General features: G+C 65.0%; 16 protein-coding genes. 2 read left to right on the plus strand and 14 right to left on the minus strand.

All coding sequences use genetic code 11. The features are described 5' to 3' along the window. Positions 1–26: 26 nt before the first annotated feature. Entirely contained in the window at positions 27–419 is a 393-nt protein-coding gene (locus tag AC1RUR_RS21725; protein WP_492847655.1) for a RidA family protein, read from the minus strand. A gap of 128 nt (positions 420–547) precedes the next feature. Here AC1RUR_RS21725 and AC1RUR_RS21730 point away from each other — a divergent pair, with 128 nt between their 5' ends. Then, on the plus strand, positions 548–1,174 hold the full coding sequence (locus tag AC1RUR_RS21730; RefSeq protein WP_492847657.1) for a LysR family transcriptional regulator: 627 nt from the start codon (positions 548–550) through the stop codon (positions 1,172–1,174). A gap of 19 nt (positions 1,175–1,193) precedes the next feature. On the opposite strand, the gene AC1RUR_RS21735 is transcribed toward AC1RUR_RS21730, so the two are convergent. The 5 genes from AC1RUR_RS21735 to recO all read right to left on the minus strand — a co-directional run bounded on the left by AC1RUR_RS21735 (position 1,194) and on the right by recO (position 8,005). Next, a complete protein-coding gene (locus AC1RUR_RS21735; RefSeq protein ID WP_492847659.1) occupies positions 1,194–2,738 on the minus strand; it encodes a GMC family oxidoreductase in 1,545 nt (514 codons plus the stop codon). A gap of 4 nt (positions 2,739–2,742) precedes the next feature. Beyond that, positions 2,743–4,293, minus strand: a complete 1,551-nt coding sequence (locus AC1RUR_RS21740; RefSeq protein ID WP_492847661.1) for an ABC transporter substrate-binding protein — start codon at positions 4,291–4,293, stop codon at positions 2,743–2,745. A gap of 254 nt (positions 4,294–4,547) precedes the next feature. Beyond that, positions 4,548–6,806: a DNA topoisomerase IV subunit A gene (parC, locus tag AC1RUR_RS21745; protein WP_492847663.1), complete on the minus strand. Its 2,259-nt coding sequence runs from the start codon at positions 6,804–6,806 to the stop codon at positions 4,548–4,550. A gap of 61 nt (positions 6,807–6,867) precedes the next feature. Then, on the minus strand, positions 6,868–7,152 hold the full coding sequence (locus AC1RUR_RS21750; RefSeq protein WP_492847664.1) for a hypothetical protein: 285 nt from the start codon (positions 7,150–7,152) through the stop codon (positions 6,868–6,870). A 100-nt stretch (positions 7,153–7,252) separates the two neighbouring features. Next, the gene (recO, locus tag AC1RUR_RS21755; RefSeq protein ID WP_492847666.1) at positions 7,253–8,005 is read right to left on the minus strand and encodes a DNA repair protein RecO; all 753 of its coding nucleotides are present in this window, start codon (positions 8,003–8,005) and stop codon (positions 7,253–7,255) included. A gap of 70 nt (positions 8,006–8,075) precedes the next feature. On the opposite strand from recO, the gene AC1RUR_RS21760 reads away from it, so the two are divergent. Continuing rightward, the gene (locus AC1RUR_RS21760) at positions 8,076–8,390 is read left to right on the plus strand and encodes a hypothetical protein (RefSeq protein ID WP_492847668.1); all 315 of its coding nucleotides are present in this window, start codon (positions 8,076–8,078) and stop codon (positions 8,388–8,390) included. Positions 8,391–8,432: 42 nt separating this feature from the next. Here the strand turns inward: AC1RUR_RS21760 and AC1RUR_RS21765 are convergent, their stop codons facing one another. From AC1RUR_RS21765 to rpoZ, 8 genes are all read right to left on the minus strand, one after another. After that, complete coding sequence (locus tag AC1RUR_RS21765) at positions 8,433–8,813, minus strand: hypothetical protein (protein WP_492847670.1); 381 nt, start codon at positions 8,811–8,813, stop codon at positions 8,433–8,435. A gap of 21 nt (positions 8,814–8,834) precedes the next feature. Continuing rightward, on the minus strand, positions 8,835–9,761 hold the full coding sequence (era, locus tag AC1RUR_RS21770; RefSeq protein WP_492847672.1) for a GTPase Era: 927 nt from the start codon (positions 9,759–9,761) through the stop codon (positions 8,835–8,837). Further along, positions 9,751–10,572: a ribonuclease III gene (rnc, locus tag AC1RUR_RS21775; protein WP_492847674.1), complete on the minus strand. Its 822-nt coding sequence runs from the start codon at positions 10,570–10,572 to the stop codon at positions 9,751–9,753. Before rnc ends, era begins: the two co-directional genes overlap by 11 nt. Continuing rightward, complete coding sequence (gene lepB / locus AC1RUR_RS21780) at positions 10,569–11,333, minus strand: signal peptidase I (RefSeq protein ID WP_492847676.1); 765 nt, start codon at positions 11,331–11,333, stop codon at positions 10,569–10,571. The genes rnc and lepB overlap by 4 nt, the downstream gene beginning before the upstream one ends. A gap of 261 nt (positions 11,334–11,594) precedes the next feature. Then, a complete protein-coding gene (gene acpS, locus AC1RUR_RS21785) occupies positions 11,595–12,014 on the minus strand; it encodes a holo-ACP synthase (protein ID WP_492847678.1) in 420 nt (139 codons plus the stop codon). Beyond that, complete coding sequence (locus AC1RUR_RS21790; RefSeq protein ID WP_492847680.1) at positions 12,011–12,763, minus strand: pyridoxine 5'-phosphate synthase; 753 nt, start codon at positions 12,761–12,763, stop codon at positions 12,011–12,013. The genes acpS and AC1RUR_RS21790 overlap by 4 nt, the downstream gene beginning before the upstream one ends. Positions 12,764–12,807: 44 nt before the next feature. Next, the gene (locus AC1RUR_RS21795; protein WP_492847682.1) at positions 12,808–15,096 is read right to left on the minus strand and encodes a RelA/SpoT family protein; all 2,289 of its coding nucleotides are present in this window, start codon (positions 15,094–15,096) and stop codon (positions 12,808–12,810) included. 208 nt (positions 15,097–15,304) lie between these two features. After that, positions 15,305–15,697, minus strand: coding sequence for a DNA-directed RNA polymerase subunit omega (rpoZ, locus tag AC1RUR_RS21800; RefSeq protein WP_008133017.1), 393 nt, complete (start codon positions 15,695–15,697; stop codon positions 15,305–15,307). Positions 15,698–15,860 lie beyond the last annotated feature (163 nt).

A 15,860-nucleotide genomic window follows, 5' to 3' on the forward strand; every position in this document is an offset into this window, starting at 1 on the left:
TGTTGCGAGGTCGGCGAGAGCCGGGGTCATTCCGCGGCAATCGCCTCGATCTCCAGCAACCACTTGCTGTCGACGGTCTCGACGACCACGACCGTCAGCGCAGGCTGATGTTCCCCAAGCATCGCGCGGCGAATGGCGCGGTTGGGCACGACCTGCTTCCGGTCGGTCAGAAAGGTCGTGACCTTGACCAGATTCGCGACGCCAAGACCGGCGGCGGCAAGCACCTCGATGACGTTGCGCCAGGCCTGCTCGCATTGCGCCTCGAAGCCTTCGGGCACGGCGCCGTCGGATGCTTCGGGCACCTGGCCGCTGATGAACAGCAGGCGGCGATGCTGCTTCAATTCAAGTCCCATGCTGTAGCCGCCGGCGGGAGCGTGGACCGTCGCGGGATTGTGGCTGACGAAGTGAGCTGGGGGCATGGCGGTTCTCCGGATTGCGGGCTGACCGTATCCGGCAACATAGCCGCGGCGCAAAGCATCATTCCTGCGGTTCAGCGCAAGAAAATCTATTGCAAGGCCGCAAGTGATCAGTGTCAAAGTGAGGTGCGATGACCTACGCCCTCCCACCACTCAACGCGCTTCGTGCTTTCGAGGCCGCCGCGCGGCATCTCAGCTTCAAGCTCGCCGCGCACGAGCTGCACGTGACGCCCGCCGCGGTCGGGCAGCAGGTGAAAGCGCTGGAGGCGCGCCTCGGCGTGCAGCTGTTCGAGCGGTTGCACAAGCAGCTCATCCTGACTGCGGCTGGCCAAGCCTATCTGCCCGGGGTCTCCGAGGGCTTTCGTCACATTGCGGAGGCGACCTCGCGACTGAAGCCGGCGGGTACGGTGCTGCTCCAGCTGGGTGTCCATGGCAGCCTGGATTTGCGCCGCCTCGCCTTGGCGGAGTTTCGCGGCACACATGCGGATATCGGTTTGCGCGTGCTGCAACCCGCCGGCCTGCACGAGCTGATCGAGGGCAAGGTCGACCTGCTGATCGCCCGCGGTCTCGGCCACCATCCGGGCTATCGCTGCGACCGGATCGATCAGGGATCCGGCCTGGGCGATTGGCTGGTTGCGCCCGAGGGCACCGCGGATTGCCCTGAAATCGTCAGCTTCCGCGAATGGCTGCGCGCGCTGTCGGCCGAGACTTCGCGCGCAAATCGCCGCCCGCGCCTGGTCGGCACCGTCGGACGTTGAGGCAACGCGCGGCGGGCACTTATCGCATCATCATCCGTGCAATCGCTTCCCCGATCACCACCGTCGTGAAGTGAGTATTGGCGCGGCAATCCGAGGGCATGATCGAGGCGTCGGCAACGCGCAGGCCGCTGATGCCTTTCACGGTGCCGTCGGGATTGACCACGCCATCGGGGTCGTTGACGCCGGTCATGCGACAACTGCCGGCGGCATGCTGGATGTCGCCGGTCTCACGGCGCAGCAGCGCATCGAGCTCGTGATCCGGCAGGCTCGCGGCTTGCGGAAGCGTGAGATCGGTGTCGGTCAGCCTGATCCAGTCGGCAATGCCCGAGAGCGCCGGCTGCGAGGTGATCACGGCCAGCCGTTTCACCGCATCCTTCATGCGCAGCATGTCGCGGGGATCGGCCAGCATGTTCTCCTCGACGATGGGATCGATCGCGGGATCGGTCGAGGCCAGCTTGAGCGTGCCGCGCGAATACGCATTGAACAGTCCGGCGCCGATGGCGCCTGATGCGCCGATGCCGCGGTGGTTGAAAGCGATCAGGATCATGTCGCGCTTGCCGCCATTGGCGAGGCCGGAGGAATAGGTCACGCAGCAATTGGTGTGGCGGGTGTCGGGATCGGTGGGCCGGAGGTTCTCGTGAAGCTGGATCGTGGCGCGAAACAGCGGGTGGTCGAAGAAGTGGCGGCCGACCGGCAGGTCGCGCGCGACCGCAATCCCCATCGCCTTCACCTCGTCGGCCGGCCCGATGCCCGAGCGCAGCAGAATCGCCGGACTGTGGATGGCACCCGCGCACAGCACGATCTGGCGCGCGCCGATCTCGCTCGTGCCCTGCCCCTCGAAATGAACACGGACGCCGGTCGCCCTTCCGTCACGGATCAGGACGCGATCGACCAGCGCACGCCCGCGAATCTCCAGATTGGCGCGGCCGCGCGCGGGCTCGAGATAGCCTTCATTGGTGGTGATGCGGCGGCTGTCGCGGCTGTTGATCGGATAGCAGGCGACGCCCTCACCGTCCGGACCGTTGACGTCAGCGCACCAGGGATAGCCGCTCGCCAAGGCCGCGTCGCGCAAGCCGCGATCGATCGGGCCCCATTTTTCGGGCGGCGCGCGATAGACTGGCAGCGGCCCGCCGCGTCCATGTCCATCGGCGTCGCCGAACTCAAAATCGTCCTCGATCACCGAGAACAGCGGCATCACCTCTTTCGCCGACCAGCCGGTGCAGCCATTGGCCGCCCATTCGTCGAACGCGTCGGCGACACCGCGGATCGCGATCTGGCCGTTCATCATCGAGGAGCCGCCGAGCCCCTTGCCGCGCCAGTAGAAGCGCGGCTCCTGCTCCGCCACCCGGCGCGTCAGCAGATCGGGCCACTGCCATTTCTCCTGGTATTCGCGCTTGTGGATGATCGGGATCGGGTTCGGCGTCCTCACCTCCCAGGGCGCCTCGTCGGCGCGCCAGTCCAGACCCGCTTCGAGCAGCAGGACGCGCCTTGCGGGATCCTCGGAGAGCCTCGCGGCCACAGCGGCGCCGGCGGAGCCGCCGCCGACAACAATGACATCGTACATCGCGTTACTTCTCAACGTTCCAGAACACCGGGATGGCGGACGGTATCAGATTGCGAAGCGTCGCGCGATAAAGTGCCGGCTGGGCGAACTGTCCCCACGGTATCGCGGGCGCCTGATCGTACATGATGCTCTGGATCTCGCCCGCGATCTTCTTGCGATCCTCCTCGGCCGGCGCCTTGGCGAAGGCTTCCATCAGCGGCGTGATGCGCGCATCGCACTGCCAGCCGGTGAAGTCGGCGCAGTTGAAGGCGACCATGACGTTGGTCAGGGGCGAGCCGAGGTCGAAGCCACCGGCGTGAACGCCGTAGACGCTCCAGCCCTCTTTCTTGGCGCGGCGCGCCAGCACGCTCGCCCAGTCCATCACCTGGAGATCGACGTTGAAGCCGGCCTGCTTCAATCGCTCGGCCAGCACCTGCGCCGAGACGCGCGGGGCTTCCAGATCGTTGGCCTCCATGACGATGACGGGCTCGCCGGCATAGTTGGTGGCCTTCAGCGCGGCCTTCGCCGCTTCGATCGACGGCTTTGCGGCAGCTTCCGTGCCTGCCTTGCTCTCATAGGTGGTGCCGCATGTGAAGAACGTCGCACAAGGCGTGGCGTATTTGGCATCGAGGCCAAGCGCGTCCAGCACCTCACGCTGGTCGACCAGCTTCCACAGCACGCGCCGGATCGCGGGATCGTCGAACGGTTTCGAAGCGGCGTTGAGGCGATAGGCACCGGCGAACATGTTGCCGCCGGTGAAATTGACGAGCTTGACGCGGGGATTCTTCTCCAACTGCGGCAACAGATCGAACGGCGCATATTGCATGAAATCGACTTCGCCGGCCTGGAGCGCGGAAGCTGCGGTCGCACCATCCGGAATGACGCGGATCTCCAGCGTATCGACATTGACGCGCTTGCCGCCGGCGAGGAAGTCGGCGGGCTCGGGGCGCGGCACGTAGTCGGCGAATTTCTTCAGAATCATGCGATCGCCGGTGCGGTGATCGGCCTTGCTGTAGACGAACGGGCCGGAGCCGATGATCTCGGTGATGCGCTGGTCGCCGGGCGTCTTGGCAATGCGCTCGGGCATCATGAAGGCGACCGGGCTGACGGGATTGCCGAGCGCGTCGATGACGAGACCGGACGGCTCCTTCAGCGTCAGCACGAACGTCTTGGCGTCCGTCGGCTCGAGCGAGGCCGTGATGGCGAAGATGCGGCGGCCGAGCGCGCTGCGGGTGCCCCAGCGGCGCAGCGAGGCCACGCAATCGGCCGCCGTGACCGGCTGGCCGTCGTGCCACTTCAAGCCGTCGCGCAGCGTGAAGCTGTAGGTCAAGCCGTCGGGCGAGACCTTCCAGTCCTGCACCATCTGCGGTTTGATGTCGCCCTTGGAATCCTTCGCGAACAGCGTGTCGAACACCATGTAGCCGAACGTGCGCGAAATGTAGGCCGTGGAGAAATGCGGATCGAGCGTGACGATCTCCGCCTCGAGCACCGCGACGAGATTGCCCGCCGCATGCACCGGCGCCGCAAACAGCGCGAGGGCGAACAGCGCCGGAATGAAAGACTTTGGTTTGAACATTGGTGCCTTTTGCTTTTTCTTGAGCGATCATTTGCAGCCGAAGAAAAAGCAATGTTCGTGCCCGTGCGGCGGGGTCACGTATGCGCTCACAGCTATCTGCCACGCGTTTGCGGGTGCCGCACCCTCGCTGTCATCGCCCGCGAAAGCGGGCGATCCAGTATTCCAGAGACGGCTGAGAGATGCGGAGAAGCTGCGGCGTACTGGATGCCCCGGTCAAGCCGGGGCATGACACCAATGTTGTGGCAGCGGCCGGACTACCCGATCACCCGGCCGAACTTGTTCGACTTCGGGAAACCCTTCGGCGGCAGGCGGCCGGCGTCGGCGCGGGTGCCCTGCCACTCGGCGAGCTCCTTCATGGTCGCGGAGAATTCGCGGCCCGCGGAGTCCTTCCAGGTCAGGCCGGCCTTGGCCTCGAACACGGCGACGTCCGAGAGACCACCGTCCTTGTACTTCTGCAAGCGAACGCCGCGGCCGCGGGCCATCTCCGGCACCTGGTCGAGCGGGAACACCAGCATCTTGCGGTTCTCGCCGATGACCGCGACGGTGTCGCCGATCACCTCGGTGACCGTGCGCGCCTCGTTCGGCATGTCGACGTTGAGGACCTGCTTGCCCTTCTTCGTGGTGCCGACGCAATCGTCCTCGTTGACGACAAAGCCCTGGCCCTCGTGGCTCGCGACCAGGAATTTGCGTCCGCCCTTGTTGACAAACAGCGCGACGGGAGCGGCCTCCTGCTCGAGGTCGATGAACAGGCGAATGGGCTCGCCGTGACCGCGTCCGCCGGGGAGCTTCGCAACGTCGAGCGAGTAGAACTTGCCGTTGGTAGCGAACAGCAGCAGCTTCGAGGTCGTCTCCGCGAAGAACGCGAAGCCGAGCTTGTCGTCCTGCTTGAAGGCAAGCCCCGAGAGGTCCTCCACGTGCCCCTTCATGGTGCGGATCCAGCCCTTGTCGGAGACGACCACCGTGACCGGCTCGCGCTCCACCAGGGCTTCCTCCATCGCGGCGAGATCGTGCTCGGGCGCGTCCGCAAAGGTGGTGCGGCGCTTGCCGAGCGGCGTCTTCGGGCCGAACATGTCGCGGACCTTGCCGACCTGCTCGCCGACCTTCTTCCACTGGTCGGCTTCGGACGCGAGCACCGCGTTGATGCCCTTGAGCTCGGCGCGGAGGTTCTTGTCCTCGGTGCGGATCTCCATCTCTTCGAGCTTGCGCAAGCTGCGCAGCCGCATGTTGAGGATGGCTTCGGCTTGCACCTCGGTGAGCTTGAACGCCTTCATCAGCGCGGGCTTCGGTTCATCCTCGGTGCGGATGATCCTGATGACCTCGTCGATGTTCAAATAGGCGATCAGGAAGCCGCCGAGGACCTCCAACCGGTGCTCGATCTGGGCCTTGCGGTAGTTGCTGCGGCGGATCAGGACGTCGCGCAGATGGTCGAGCCATTCGCGCAAGCACTCCGCGAGCCCCACCACCTTGGGGATGCGGCCCTTGATCAGCACGTTGAGGTTCAGCGGAATCTTGTTTTCGAGCTCGGTCAGCCGGAACAGCGATTCCATCATCAAGGCGGGATCGACGTTCTTCGACTTCGGCTCGATCACGATGCGGACGTCTTCGGCCGACTCGTCCCTGATGTCGCCGACCAGCGGCAGCTTCTTCTGGTCGAGCAGCTCGGCGACCTTCTCGATCAGGCGCGACTTCTGCACCAGATAGGGAATCTCGGTGACGACGACGACCCAGGCGCCACGTGCGCCCTCTTCCTGCTCCCACCGCGCACGCACGCGGAACGAGCCGCGGCCGGTGGTGTAGGCTTCGGCGATGGCCTGCTTGGAATCGACGCAGATGCCGCCGGTCGGGAAATCGGGCCCCTTGACCCACTTCATCAGCGCCTTCGACTTCGCGTCGGGCTTCTCGATCAGATGCAGCGCGGCGTCGCAAAGCTCGGCGGCATTGTGCGGCGGGATCGAGGTCGCCATGCCGACCGCGATGCCCTGCGCGCCGTTGGCGAGCAGATTCGGGAAGCCGCCGGGCAGCACGACCGGCTCTTTCGACTGGCCGTCGTAGTTGGGACGGAATTCGACGCCGTCCTCGTCGATGCCCTCGAGCAGCAGCCGCGCGACGTCGGTCATGCGCGCTTCGGTGTAACGGTAGGCGGCGGGATTATCGCCGTCGATATTGCCGAAATTGCCCTGGCCGTCGACCAGCGGGTAGCGCGAGGAGAAGTCCTGCGCGAGGCGGACCATGGCGTCGTAGATCGCCTGGTCGCCATGCGGATGGAACGAGCCCATCACGTCGCCGACGATCTTGGCGGATTTCTTGAAGGCCGTGCCGGGGTCGAGCCGGAGCAGGCGCATGCCGTAGAGGATGCGCCGGTGCACCGGCTTCAGGCCGTCGCGTGCGTCCGGCAGCGCACGGTGCATGATGGTGGAGAGCGCATAGGCGAGATAGCGCTCTTCCAGCGCCTCACGCAGCGGCACCTCGTGAATTTCGGCCGGGTCTTCCGGCGGAATCAATCGTTTTCCCATGCCGCCCGGTTAAACCGTGGAAGCGAATCGGGCAAGGATGGATTGGTTCCCTGTGGGTGGCTCAGTGCCCCGCCCAGCCGGCGGTCACAGTCTGGTTGGTCTGGGGATTTTGGGCCTGTGTGGTGGTCGGCGCGTTGGTCAAGCAGCGCCTGGCCGTCTCGATTTCTGCTTCCGTCGCACCCTTGGACCGGGCCCATGCCTCTGCGGCTGCTGCCGAATATTTGGCCACATAGAACCTGACGACCGTGCAGGAGGCACGGCGAAACACTCCTGGTTGCTCGCCTGCGAGGGCGTCCGGCGCCAGCGCGACCAGCGCGGCCGAAACAATAAGTCCCTTGATCAGCATTCAGGTTATCCCCGGGTTGGAACCCCACGGGCCAATCCGGGAAACCCGTTTTGGTTCCGGGATATGCCATCCGATCGAGCAATCCAGAGGCGCGCTGACGTCATGGCGCCGGAATTGCCGCCCTCGCCTGCTGCCGCATCAAGGCGTTGATGAAGCCGGCCCGCGCGTCGGAATGGGCCTGCCCGCGCGGCTCCAGCACGTGGCGAAGCAGGAACAGTCCGGTGAGCCGAAAGCCGTCCTGGAGATCCTGGTCGGTGAGTTCGCTCGCGGTTTCGCCCTGGCGCAGGAACGGCGGCAGCCGCAACAGCCGGTCGCGCCACGGCTCGCCCGCGCCGCGCGACACCGCACCGCCGGATTTCGGCGAAACGTAGATCAGGTCCGTGGTCTCCCCGGTCACCGCGCAATTCTCCAGCGCGAGACCGAAGCCGAGTTCGGTGAGCATCGCCAGCTCGAAATGGATGACGTGCACGGCGGCGCTGCCGATGTCGTCGAAATCGTCGAGCGAATGTTCGAGCAGCGCAAAGATCTCCGCGTGCGGATCGCGCTCGGGAAGCAGCCGCGCAATCGCGGCCAGATGGGTGACGCCGTAGACGCCGTGCGACGAGGCCAGCAGCGTGGCCGCGCGCAGTTTCAGGCCCTCGACGGCGTAGGTGCCGAGATGCTCGTCGAGCCGCGCCCGCCACACCGCGCTGACGCTGTTGCCGGGTTGCAGCAAGGGCCGCATCCGCGAGCCGGCACCGCCGCGCACCAGACCGAGATGCCGGCCGTGCTCGCGCGTCAGGAGCTCGACAATGGCGCTACTCTCGCCATGCCGCCGCACCCCCAGCACGATGCCTTCGTCGGTCCATTCCATGTGCTAAGTATAGCCCCATATGCACTGACGCAGAAGTTCGGACACGCCTGGAATCGCAATTGGAATCACAATGGACTTCATTGCCGGTTTGATCGGCCCAATTGTCGAACTGGTCATCTGGATCGTCTGGTGGGCCATCGTCGACGCCTTGCCGACCCTCTTCTATTTCACCGCACTAGCTCTGTTGTTCGCAGTCACGTTCGGCAAAGTCAGGGTCGAATTTCCGGAACGTCTGACACACATTGGATGGACGGGCGCCTTGCGGATCAATCGCCCCGGCGAAGGCCGGGTGATCCTGTCACCGGCGCTCGGCGTGATCGCAGGTTTTGTCATCTGGACCATCATCGTAAGCGCGGTGATCATTGTCCACGCGTATCGATCGTAGGGCGGATCAGAGGATACGTAGGACGGGGCAAGGCGCGAGAGCTTACGCGTTGAACCAGCCCTGCGCGTCGCCGCTGAAGGAGAAATACAGGCCCAGCGTGGTCAGCACGCAGGAGACGATCTCGATGGCGCTGTCGAGCTCCATCCCCTTCTCTGCGATAATCTGGCCGAGCGAGATCACCGACAAGACCAGGGCTGCCGCCAGCACCCAGCGCGGCCAGTTCTTGCGCCAATGCGCAGCCAGCCAGACGAAGTAGACGAGGAGCAGGATCATGCCGCCGGCGAGCAATGTCGCCGTCATGATCATCTGCTCGGTCATGTCGGCATTGGGCGTGCGGTCCTGCACCGCCACTGACAAGGCGTCCAGCATCAACGACGCATAGAGCAGCGCTTCGAAGCGCCGGACGTTCGTGGGCACGCTCATCGGATACCGATCTGTTCTTGCTTATTCTTTGGGAAATTCCAGGCCCATCTCGCGATAGCGATCGGGATCGTCGCCCCAGTTCTCGCGCACCTTGACGAACAGGAACAGATGCACCGGCACGTCCAGGATCTGCATCAGTTCCTTCCGCGCGTCCGCGCCGATCGACTTGATGGTGGCGCCGCCCTTGCCGAGCACGATCTTGCGCTGGCTTTCGCGCTCGACGTAGATCGTCTGCTCGATCCGCACCGACTTGTCCTTGCGCTCCTCCCACTTTTCGGTCTCGACCGTGGACTGGTAGGGCAATTCCTGGTGCAGTTTCTGATAGATCTTTTCCCGCGTGATCTCGGCCGCAAGGTGCCGCATCGGCGCGTCCGACATCTGGTCCTCGGGATAGAGGAACGGGCCCGGCGGCACCATCTCGGCGAGCGTCGTGCGGATGTCATCGACGCCATCGCCCGAGATCGCCGCGATCATGAAGGTCCTCGCGAACTTCATGCGCTCGTTGGCGGCCTGCGCCAGCGCCAGCAGCTTCTCGCGCTGGACCAGGTCGACCTTGTTGATGACAAGGATCTTCTCGTGTTTAACGCTGGCGACCTTGGCGAGGATCGCCTCGGCCTCTTCGTCGATCCCGGCCTTGGCGTCGAGCAGCACGCAGACGAGGTCGGCGTCATGCGCCCCGCTCCAGGCGGTCGAGACCATGGCGCGGTCGAGCCTGCGCTTGGGCAGGAAGATGCCGGGCGTGTCGACCAGGATGATCTGCGCGTTGTTCTCGATGACGATGCCGCGGATCAGCGCGCGCGTGGTCTGCACCTTGCGCGAGACGATCGTGACCTTGGCGCCGACCAGTGCGTTGACCAGCGTGGACTTGCCGACATTCGGTGCGCCAATCAGCGCGACGAAGCCGCAGCGCGTCGCAGTGGGCGCCTCGCCGCTTGCTTCAACCGTCATTGCCGCCGCCAACGCCTTCACGTTCGATCATAACTGACGCTGCTACCTTTTCTGCTGCGCGCTTGCTGCCGCCGATGCCCTCGGCCGGCGCGAGGCCCGGCAGATCCACGGCGACGCGGAATTGCGGATCGTGATGCGGGCCGGTGCGCTCGACCTCGCGGTAAACAGGCGTCGGCAGTCCCTTCCCCTGCGCCCATTCCTGCAGCACGGTCTTGGGATCTCGCAACGGACGCCGCGGCTTGTGCATGCGCTCGGTCCAGTTGCGCCTGACGAATTCGGCCGCCGCCGCATGGCCGCCGTCGAGGAAGATGGCGCCGATCACGGCTTCGCAGATGTCGCCGAGCACGCTCTTGCGCAGGCGCGCGTCGGCGCTGGGGCCGACCGAACCGAGCTTGATGTCGTCGAGCAGGCCGAGCGATTTTGCGACGTCCGCGCAGCTCTCCTTGCGCACGAGTTCGGCAAGACGCTTGGACAGCTCGCCCTCATCGGCATTCGGGAAGGCGTGATAGAGCATGTCGGAGACGACGAGCCCGAGCACGTGGTCGCCGAGGAATTCCAGCCGCTGATAGCTGTCGCCGCGCTTGCGCCCGGACTTCAGCGCCGAGACATGGGTGATGCCCTGCATCAGCAGGTTCGGGTCAGCGAAGCTGTGGCCGATCCGCGCCTCGAGCGCCGCATTCGCGTCCGGGCCCTTGGCCTTGCTGCTCCGCGCCCGCTTCTTCTTCGCGGGCGTCTTGGCAGCGGCTTCGCCGTCGGGGCCCGCTTGCGCCCCGATCGGTTGGCTCGTGATGTCCTTGGCTTCGTCTTTCATCGGACGATTTTGAAGAAGCGATTCCAGCGCACCGCCCACGGCCAGCGCCAGAACATCCAGGCGTGCTCGCCTTCGGCGATGGAGAAGAAGATCATCTGGGCGCGACCGATCAAATTCTCCTGCGGCACATAGCCGACCTGGCCGAGGAAGCGGCTGTCGGTGGAATTGTCGCGGTTGTCGCCCATCATGAAGAAATGGCCCGCCGGCACGGTGTAGACGTTGGTGGTGTCCATGTAGCCGTTGTCGGCGCAATCCAGCGTCTCATAGGACACGCCGTTCGGCAGCGTTTCCTTCCAGCGCTTCACCCGGGAGATGCCGCCGCCCTCGGAGCCGCACGGATCCTCGCCGACATATTCGCTCATGCGCTGCCGCTCGACCGGGGTGTCGTTGATGTAGAGCAGCCCGTCCTTCATCTGGACGCGGTCGCCGGGAAGTCCGATCACGCGCTTGATGTAGTCGGTGGAATCGTCCTTCGGCAGCCGAAACACGACGATGTCGCCGCGGTCCGGGTCCGAGCCCCAGAGCCGCCCCGAGAACAGCGGCGGCGAGAACGGGATCGAGTAGTGGCTATAGCCGTAGGAATATTTCGAGACGAAGAGATAGTCGCCGACGAGCAGCGTCGCCTTCATCGAGCCGGACGGGATGTTGAAGGGCTGGAACAGAAAGGTGCGGATCACCAGCGCGATCAGGAGAGCATGGATCACGACCCGGATCGTCTCGCCGACGCCGCTCTCAGTTTTGGTTCCCGAAGTCGCGCTCATTGCTCTCTCAATTCCGGCCGGCGGTCACAGAGCGCCCTCCTCCCGCGCACAGCCCATCGCTTCGCGGCCCAAGGAGATTGTCCTGATTCTGATAGTGAGGGCCAATTCCGGCGTAAAGCCGAATTCGCCCAGCCTGATTTTGCGTCGGCGGACTTTTAGACGGTTGTCGGAGGCCACGCAATCAAGGATCGCATCAAAACTGCATAAGACATTGATTTTTAACAAGAATTATAAAATCGCCGGGAAACGGTCAGGTCTTGGTCAGGACTTGGCCAGCGGGACGGCGGAAACGATGACGAAGGCCTGTGCGAGCGGCCAGTCGTCGGTGATCGACAGGTCGATCCGTGCCTCGAATCCCTCCGGCGTCAGGGCCTGGAGCCGGGCTAGCGCCCCGCCGGTCAGTTGCATGGTCGGCCGTCCCCCCGGCAGGTTGACCACCCCCATGTCGCGCCACCAGACGCCGCGCCTGATGCCGGTGCCGAGCGCCTTGGAGCAGGCCTCCTTGGCGGCAAAGCGCTTGGCGTAGGTCGCCACCACCATTTTCTCGTTCTTGGCGCGCCGCTCCGCCTTGGCCCGCTCGGCCGCGGTGAAGATGCGGTCGAGGAAGCGCTCGCCGTGCCGCTCGATCACCTTGGCCACGCGGGTGATGTCGATCAGGTCGGAGCCGATGCCGATGATCATGCCCGGCTCCGGCCGCGGTCCATCGCCGCGCGCATGTTGCGCACCGTCTCGGCGAGACCCACGAACAGCGCCTCGCCGATCATGTAGTAGCCGATGTTGAGCTCCATGATGTCGGGCAGAGCCGCGATCGTCTCCGCGGTCGCATAGTCGAGCCCGTGGCCGGCATGAACCTCCAGCCCCGCGTCCTTCGCCAGCCTGGCGCCCGCCACGATCCGCCGCCATTCGGCATCGGCCTTCTCGGCGTGGCCATCGACCACGGCGTCGCACCAGGCGCCGGTGTGAATCTCGATCACGGGCGCGCGCAGCCGCGCCGCCATCTCGATCTGCGCGGGGTCCGCGGCGATGAACAGTGAGACGCGGATGCCGGCATCGTTCAGCCGCGCGATGTAGGGCGCTAGCGCATTGTGCTGGCCGACCACGTCCAGTCCGCCCTCGGTCGTCACCTCCTGCCGGCGCTCCGGCACGAGGCACACCGCGTGCGGCCTGGTGGCGAGCGAGATGCGCATCATGTCGTCGGTCGCCGCCATCTCGAAATTGAGCGGCTTGGAGATTTCGGCCTTCAGCCGCGCCATGTCCTCGTCGCGGATGTGCCGGCGATCCTCGCGCAGATGCGCGGTGATGCCGTCGGCGCCGGCCTCGATCGCGAGCAGCGCGGCGCGCACCGGATCGGGATTGCGGCCGCCGCGCGCGTTACGCAGGGTCGCGACATGATCGACATTGACGCCGAGGCGGAGCGGAGAAGCGGGCATTGCAGGGCTCACAAATTCGAAGGACAGGCGAATACCAAAGAGGCCTATCCATTAACACGTTCGACGCGGGCGACGACCGCCTTCGCGCGCAACTGAGCCAGGATCGCGCTCAGGTGCTTCAGGTCGTAGACTTCGAGATCGATCGTCGTCTCCGTGAAATCCGGCGAGCGGCGCTGCATGCTGATGTTGTCGATATTGCCGTCGTGCTCGGCGATCACGGTCGCGATCTGCGCGAGCGCACCGGGCTCGTTGACGTTCTCGACCTTGATGCGGGCCGGGAAGCGCTGCGGCATCGAGTCCTCGATGTCCCAGCGCACGTCGAGCCAGCGCTCCGGCTCCTCCTCGAAATCCTTCAGGGCCGGCGACTGGATCGGATAGATGGTGATGCCCTCGCCCGGCGTGACGATGCCGACGATGCGGTCGCCGGGCACCGCGCCGCCGTTCGGCGCGAACTTCACCGGCAGGTCGGAATTGATGCCGCGGATCGGGATCGCGACCGGGCTGCGCGGCGGCTCGGAGGCCACCCTCTCCTTGAGCTTGGCGGCCAGCCCCTTCTTGACGCCGTAACGGGCGACACGCTCCTCCTTGTAGTCGGGATACATCGCGCGCGCGACGTGGGAGGCCTTGATCTCGCCGCGTCCCACCGCGGCCATGACGTCCTCGATCGAGGTGCGCGCAAGCCGCGGCAGCGCGCCCTTGAGCTTGTCGTCGGCGTATTCGATCTTGGCGCGCTCGAACAGGCGCTCGACGATGCGCCGGCCGAGACCGACATACTGGTCGCGCACGGCGGTGCGCGTGGCGCGGCGGATCGCGGCGCGCGCCTTGCCGGTGACCGCGAGCGTCTCCCAGGCCGACGGCGGCGCCGATTGCGCCTCCGAGGTCAGCACCTCGACCTCGTCGCCGTTCTGGAGCTCGGAGGACAGCGGCGAGAACTTGCCGTTGATCTTGCAGCCCACTGCGCTGTTGCCGACGTCGGTATGCACCGCGTAGGCGAAGTCGATGACGTTGGCGTGGCGCGGCAGCGCGATCAGCTTGCCCTTCGGGGTGAAGCAGAACACCTGGTCGTGAAACAGCTCGAGCTTGGTATGCTCGAGGAATTCCTCGGGGTTGGCGCTCTCCGAGAGGATTCCGACGGTGTGGCGCAGCCAGGCGAACGCGTTGGATTCGCGCTTGAGGAATTCGGTCGGCGAGCCCGCGCCTTCCTTGTAGAATACGTGCGCGGCGATACCGCGCTCGGCGATCTGGTCCATCGCCTCGGTGCGGATCTGGAGCTCGGCGCGCTGGTTGCCCGGACCGATCACGGTGGTGTGGATCGAGCGGTAGTCATTCTGCTTCGGCGTCGAGATGTAGTCCTTGAAACGCCCCGGCACGACCGGCCAGGTGGTGTGGACGATGCCGAGCGCGCGGTAGCAGGCCTCGACGTCGTTCACGACGACGCGGAAGCCGAAGATGTCGGACAATTGCTCGAAGCCGACCGACTTGCGCTCCATCTTGGTCCAGATCGAGAACGGCTTCTTGCGGCGGCCATAGACCCGCGCCCCTAGGCCCCGGTGGCGCAGATTGTTGGAGAGCTGGGCCTCGATCTCGCCGATCAGGTTGCGGTTGCGCTCGGCGAGCGCGTCGAGCCGCTGCATCACCACCGAATAGGCCTCGGGATCGAGCGTGCGGAAGGACAGATCCTCCAGCTCCTCGCGCATTTCCTGCATGCCCATGCGCCCCGCGAGCGGCGCGTAGATGTCGAGCGTCTCCTCGGCTATGCGCCTGCGCGATTCCGTCGGCACGAATTCCAGCGTGCGCATGTTGTGCAGGCGGTCGGCGAGCTTCACCAGCAACACACGGACATCATCGGCAATGGCCAGCAACAATTTGCGCAGGTTCTCGGCCTGCTTGGCCTCGCGCGACACCAGCTCCAGCCGCTTCAGCTTGGTCAGGCCCTCGACCAGCGCGCCGATCTCGGGTCCGAAGATCTGGTCGATCTCGGCCCGCGTCGCTTCGGTGTCCTCGATCGTGTCGTGCAGCAGCGCAGCCACGATGGTGGCGTCGTCGAGCTTCAGGTCGGTGAGAATCGCCGCCACTTCGAGCGGGTGCGAGAAATACGGATCGCCCGAGGCCCGCGTCTGCGAGCCGTGCGCCTTCATGGCGTAGACATAGGCGCGGTTCAGCAGATCTTCGTTGGTGTTGGGATTGTAGGACCTGACGCGCTCGACGAGGTCATATTGACGCATCATTCGCGCACGCGGCTTCGCCGGGCGCGCCACCGGCGCAGTCGGGGCCACGGCAACCGATTCGGTTGCGGCCTGCATCTGCGTTGGTCTGCGGCGTCGATACACCATGCCGTCCTGCCTTCAAACGGACCTCAAGACGCCCGTTGTATACATCTTAGCTCCGATCGCGTGCGCGTCCGATCAATTCGCTGACAGGTGCGCGGCGCGAACCGGCAACGCTATGGTAACCACGAAAACGCCAACAAAAGCAAAGGCCCGAACACCGGTTCGGGCCTTTGATAAGATCACAAGAATTCGACGATTGCGACGGGACGATTTACTCGTCTTCCTCGGGCTGCTCTTCCGGCGGCGCGAGGCCTTCGAGGCCCTTCAGGAGCTCCTCTTCGGTCATGCGCTCAACGGCAACTTCGGTATCGTCCGCATCGACGCTGGCGCCGGCGGAACCGATCAGCGGCACCGTGTCGGGCTCGGGCTCGTCGACCTCGACGAACTTCTGGAGCGAGTGCACCAGCTCCTCGCGGAGGTCCTCCGGCGAAATGGTCGTGTCAGCAATTTCACGCAAAGACACAACAGGGTTCTTGTCGTTATCGCGGTCAACCGTTAGTTGTGAACCGGACGAAATCATGCGGGCACGGTGGGCGGCCAGCAGGACCAGGTCAAACCGGTTGTCGACCTTGTCGATGCAATCTTCTACGGTGACGCGAGCCATGGACTGTCGCTCCGTTGTGGGTGGGACGAAATATGTGGATGATTGGCGCTAGTTATAGGGGCCAAGGCGATTTCGCAAGGCCAATTTGTGATTTGGCCTCGCCAAATGGCTCTGCTACCCCCACATTGGGGCTGGGATGGGTGGTTTTCCGGGCTGCCATCGA

Source organism: Bradyrhizobium sp. GW821-FHT12B03, assembly GCF_058807535.1.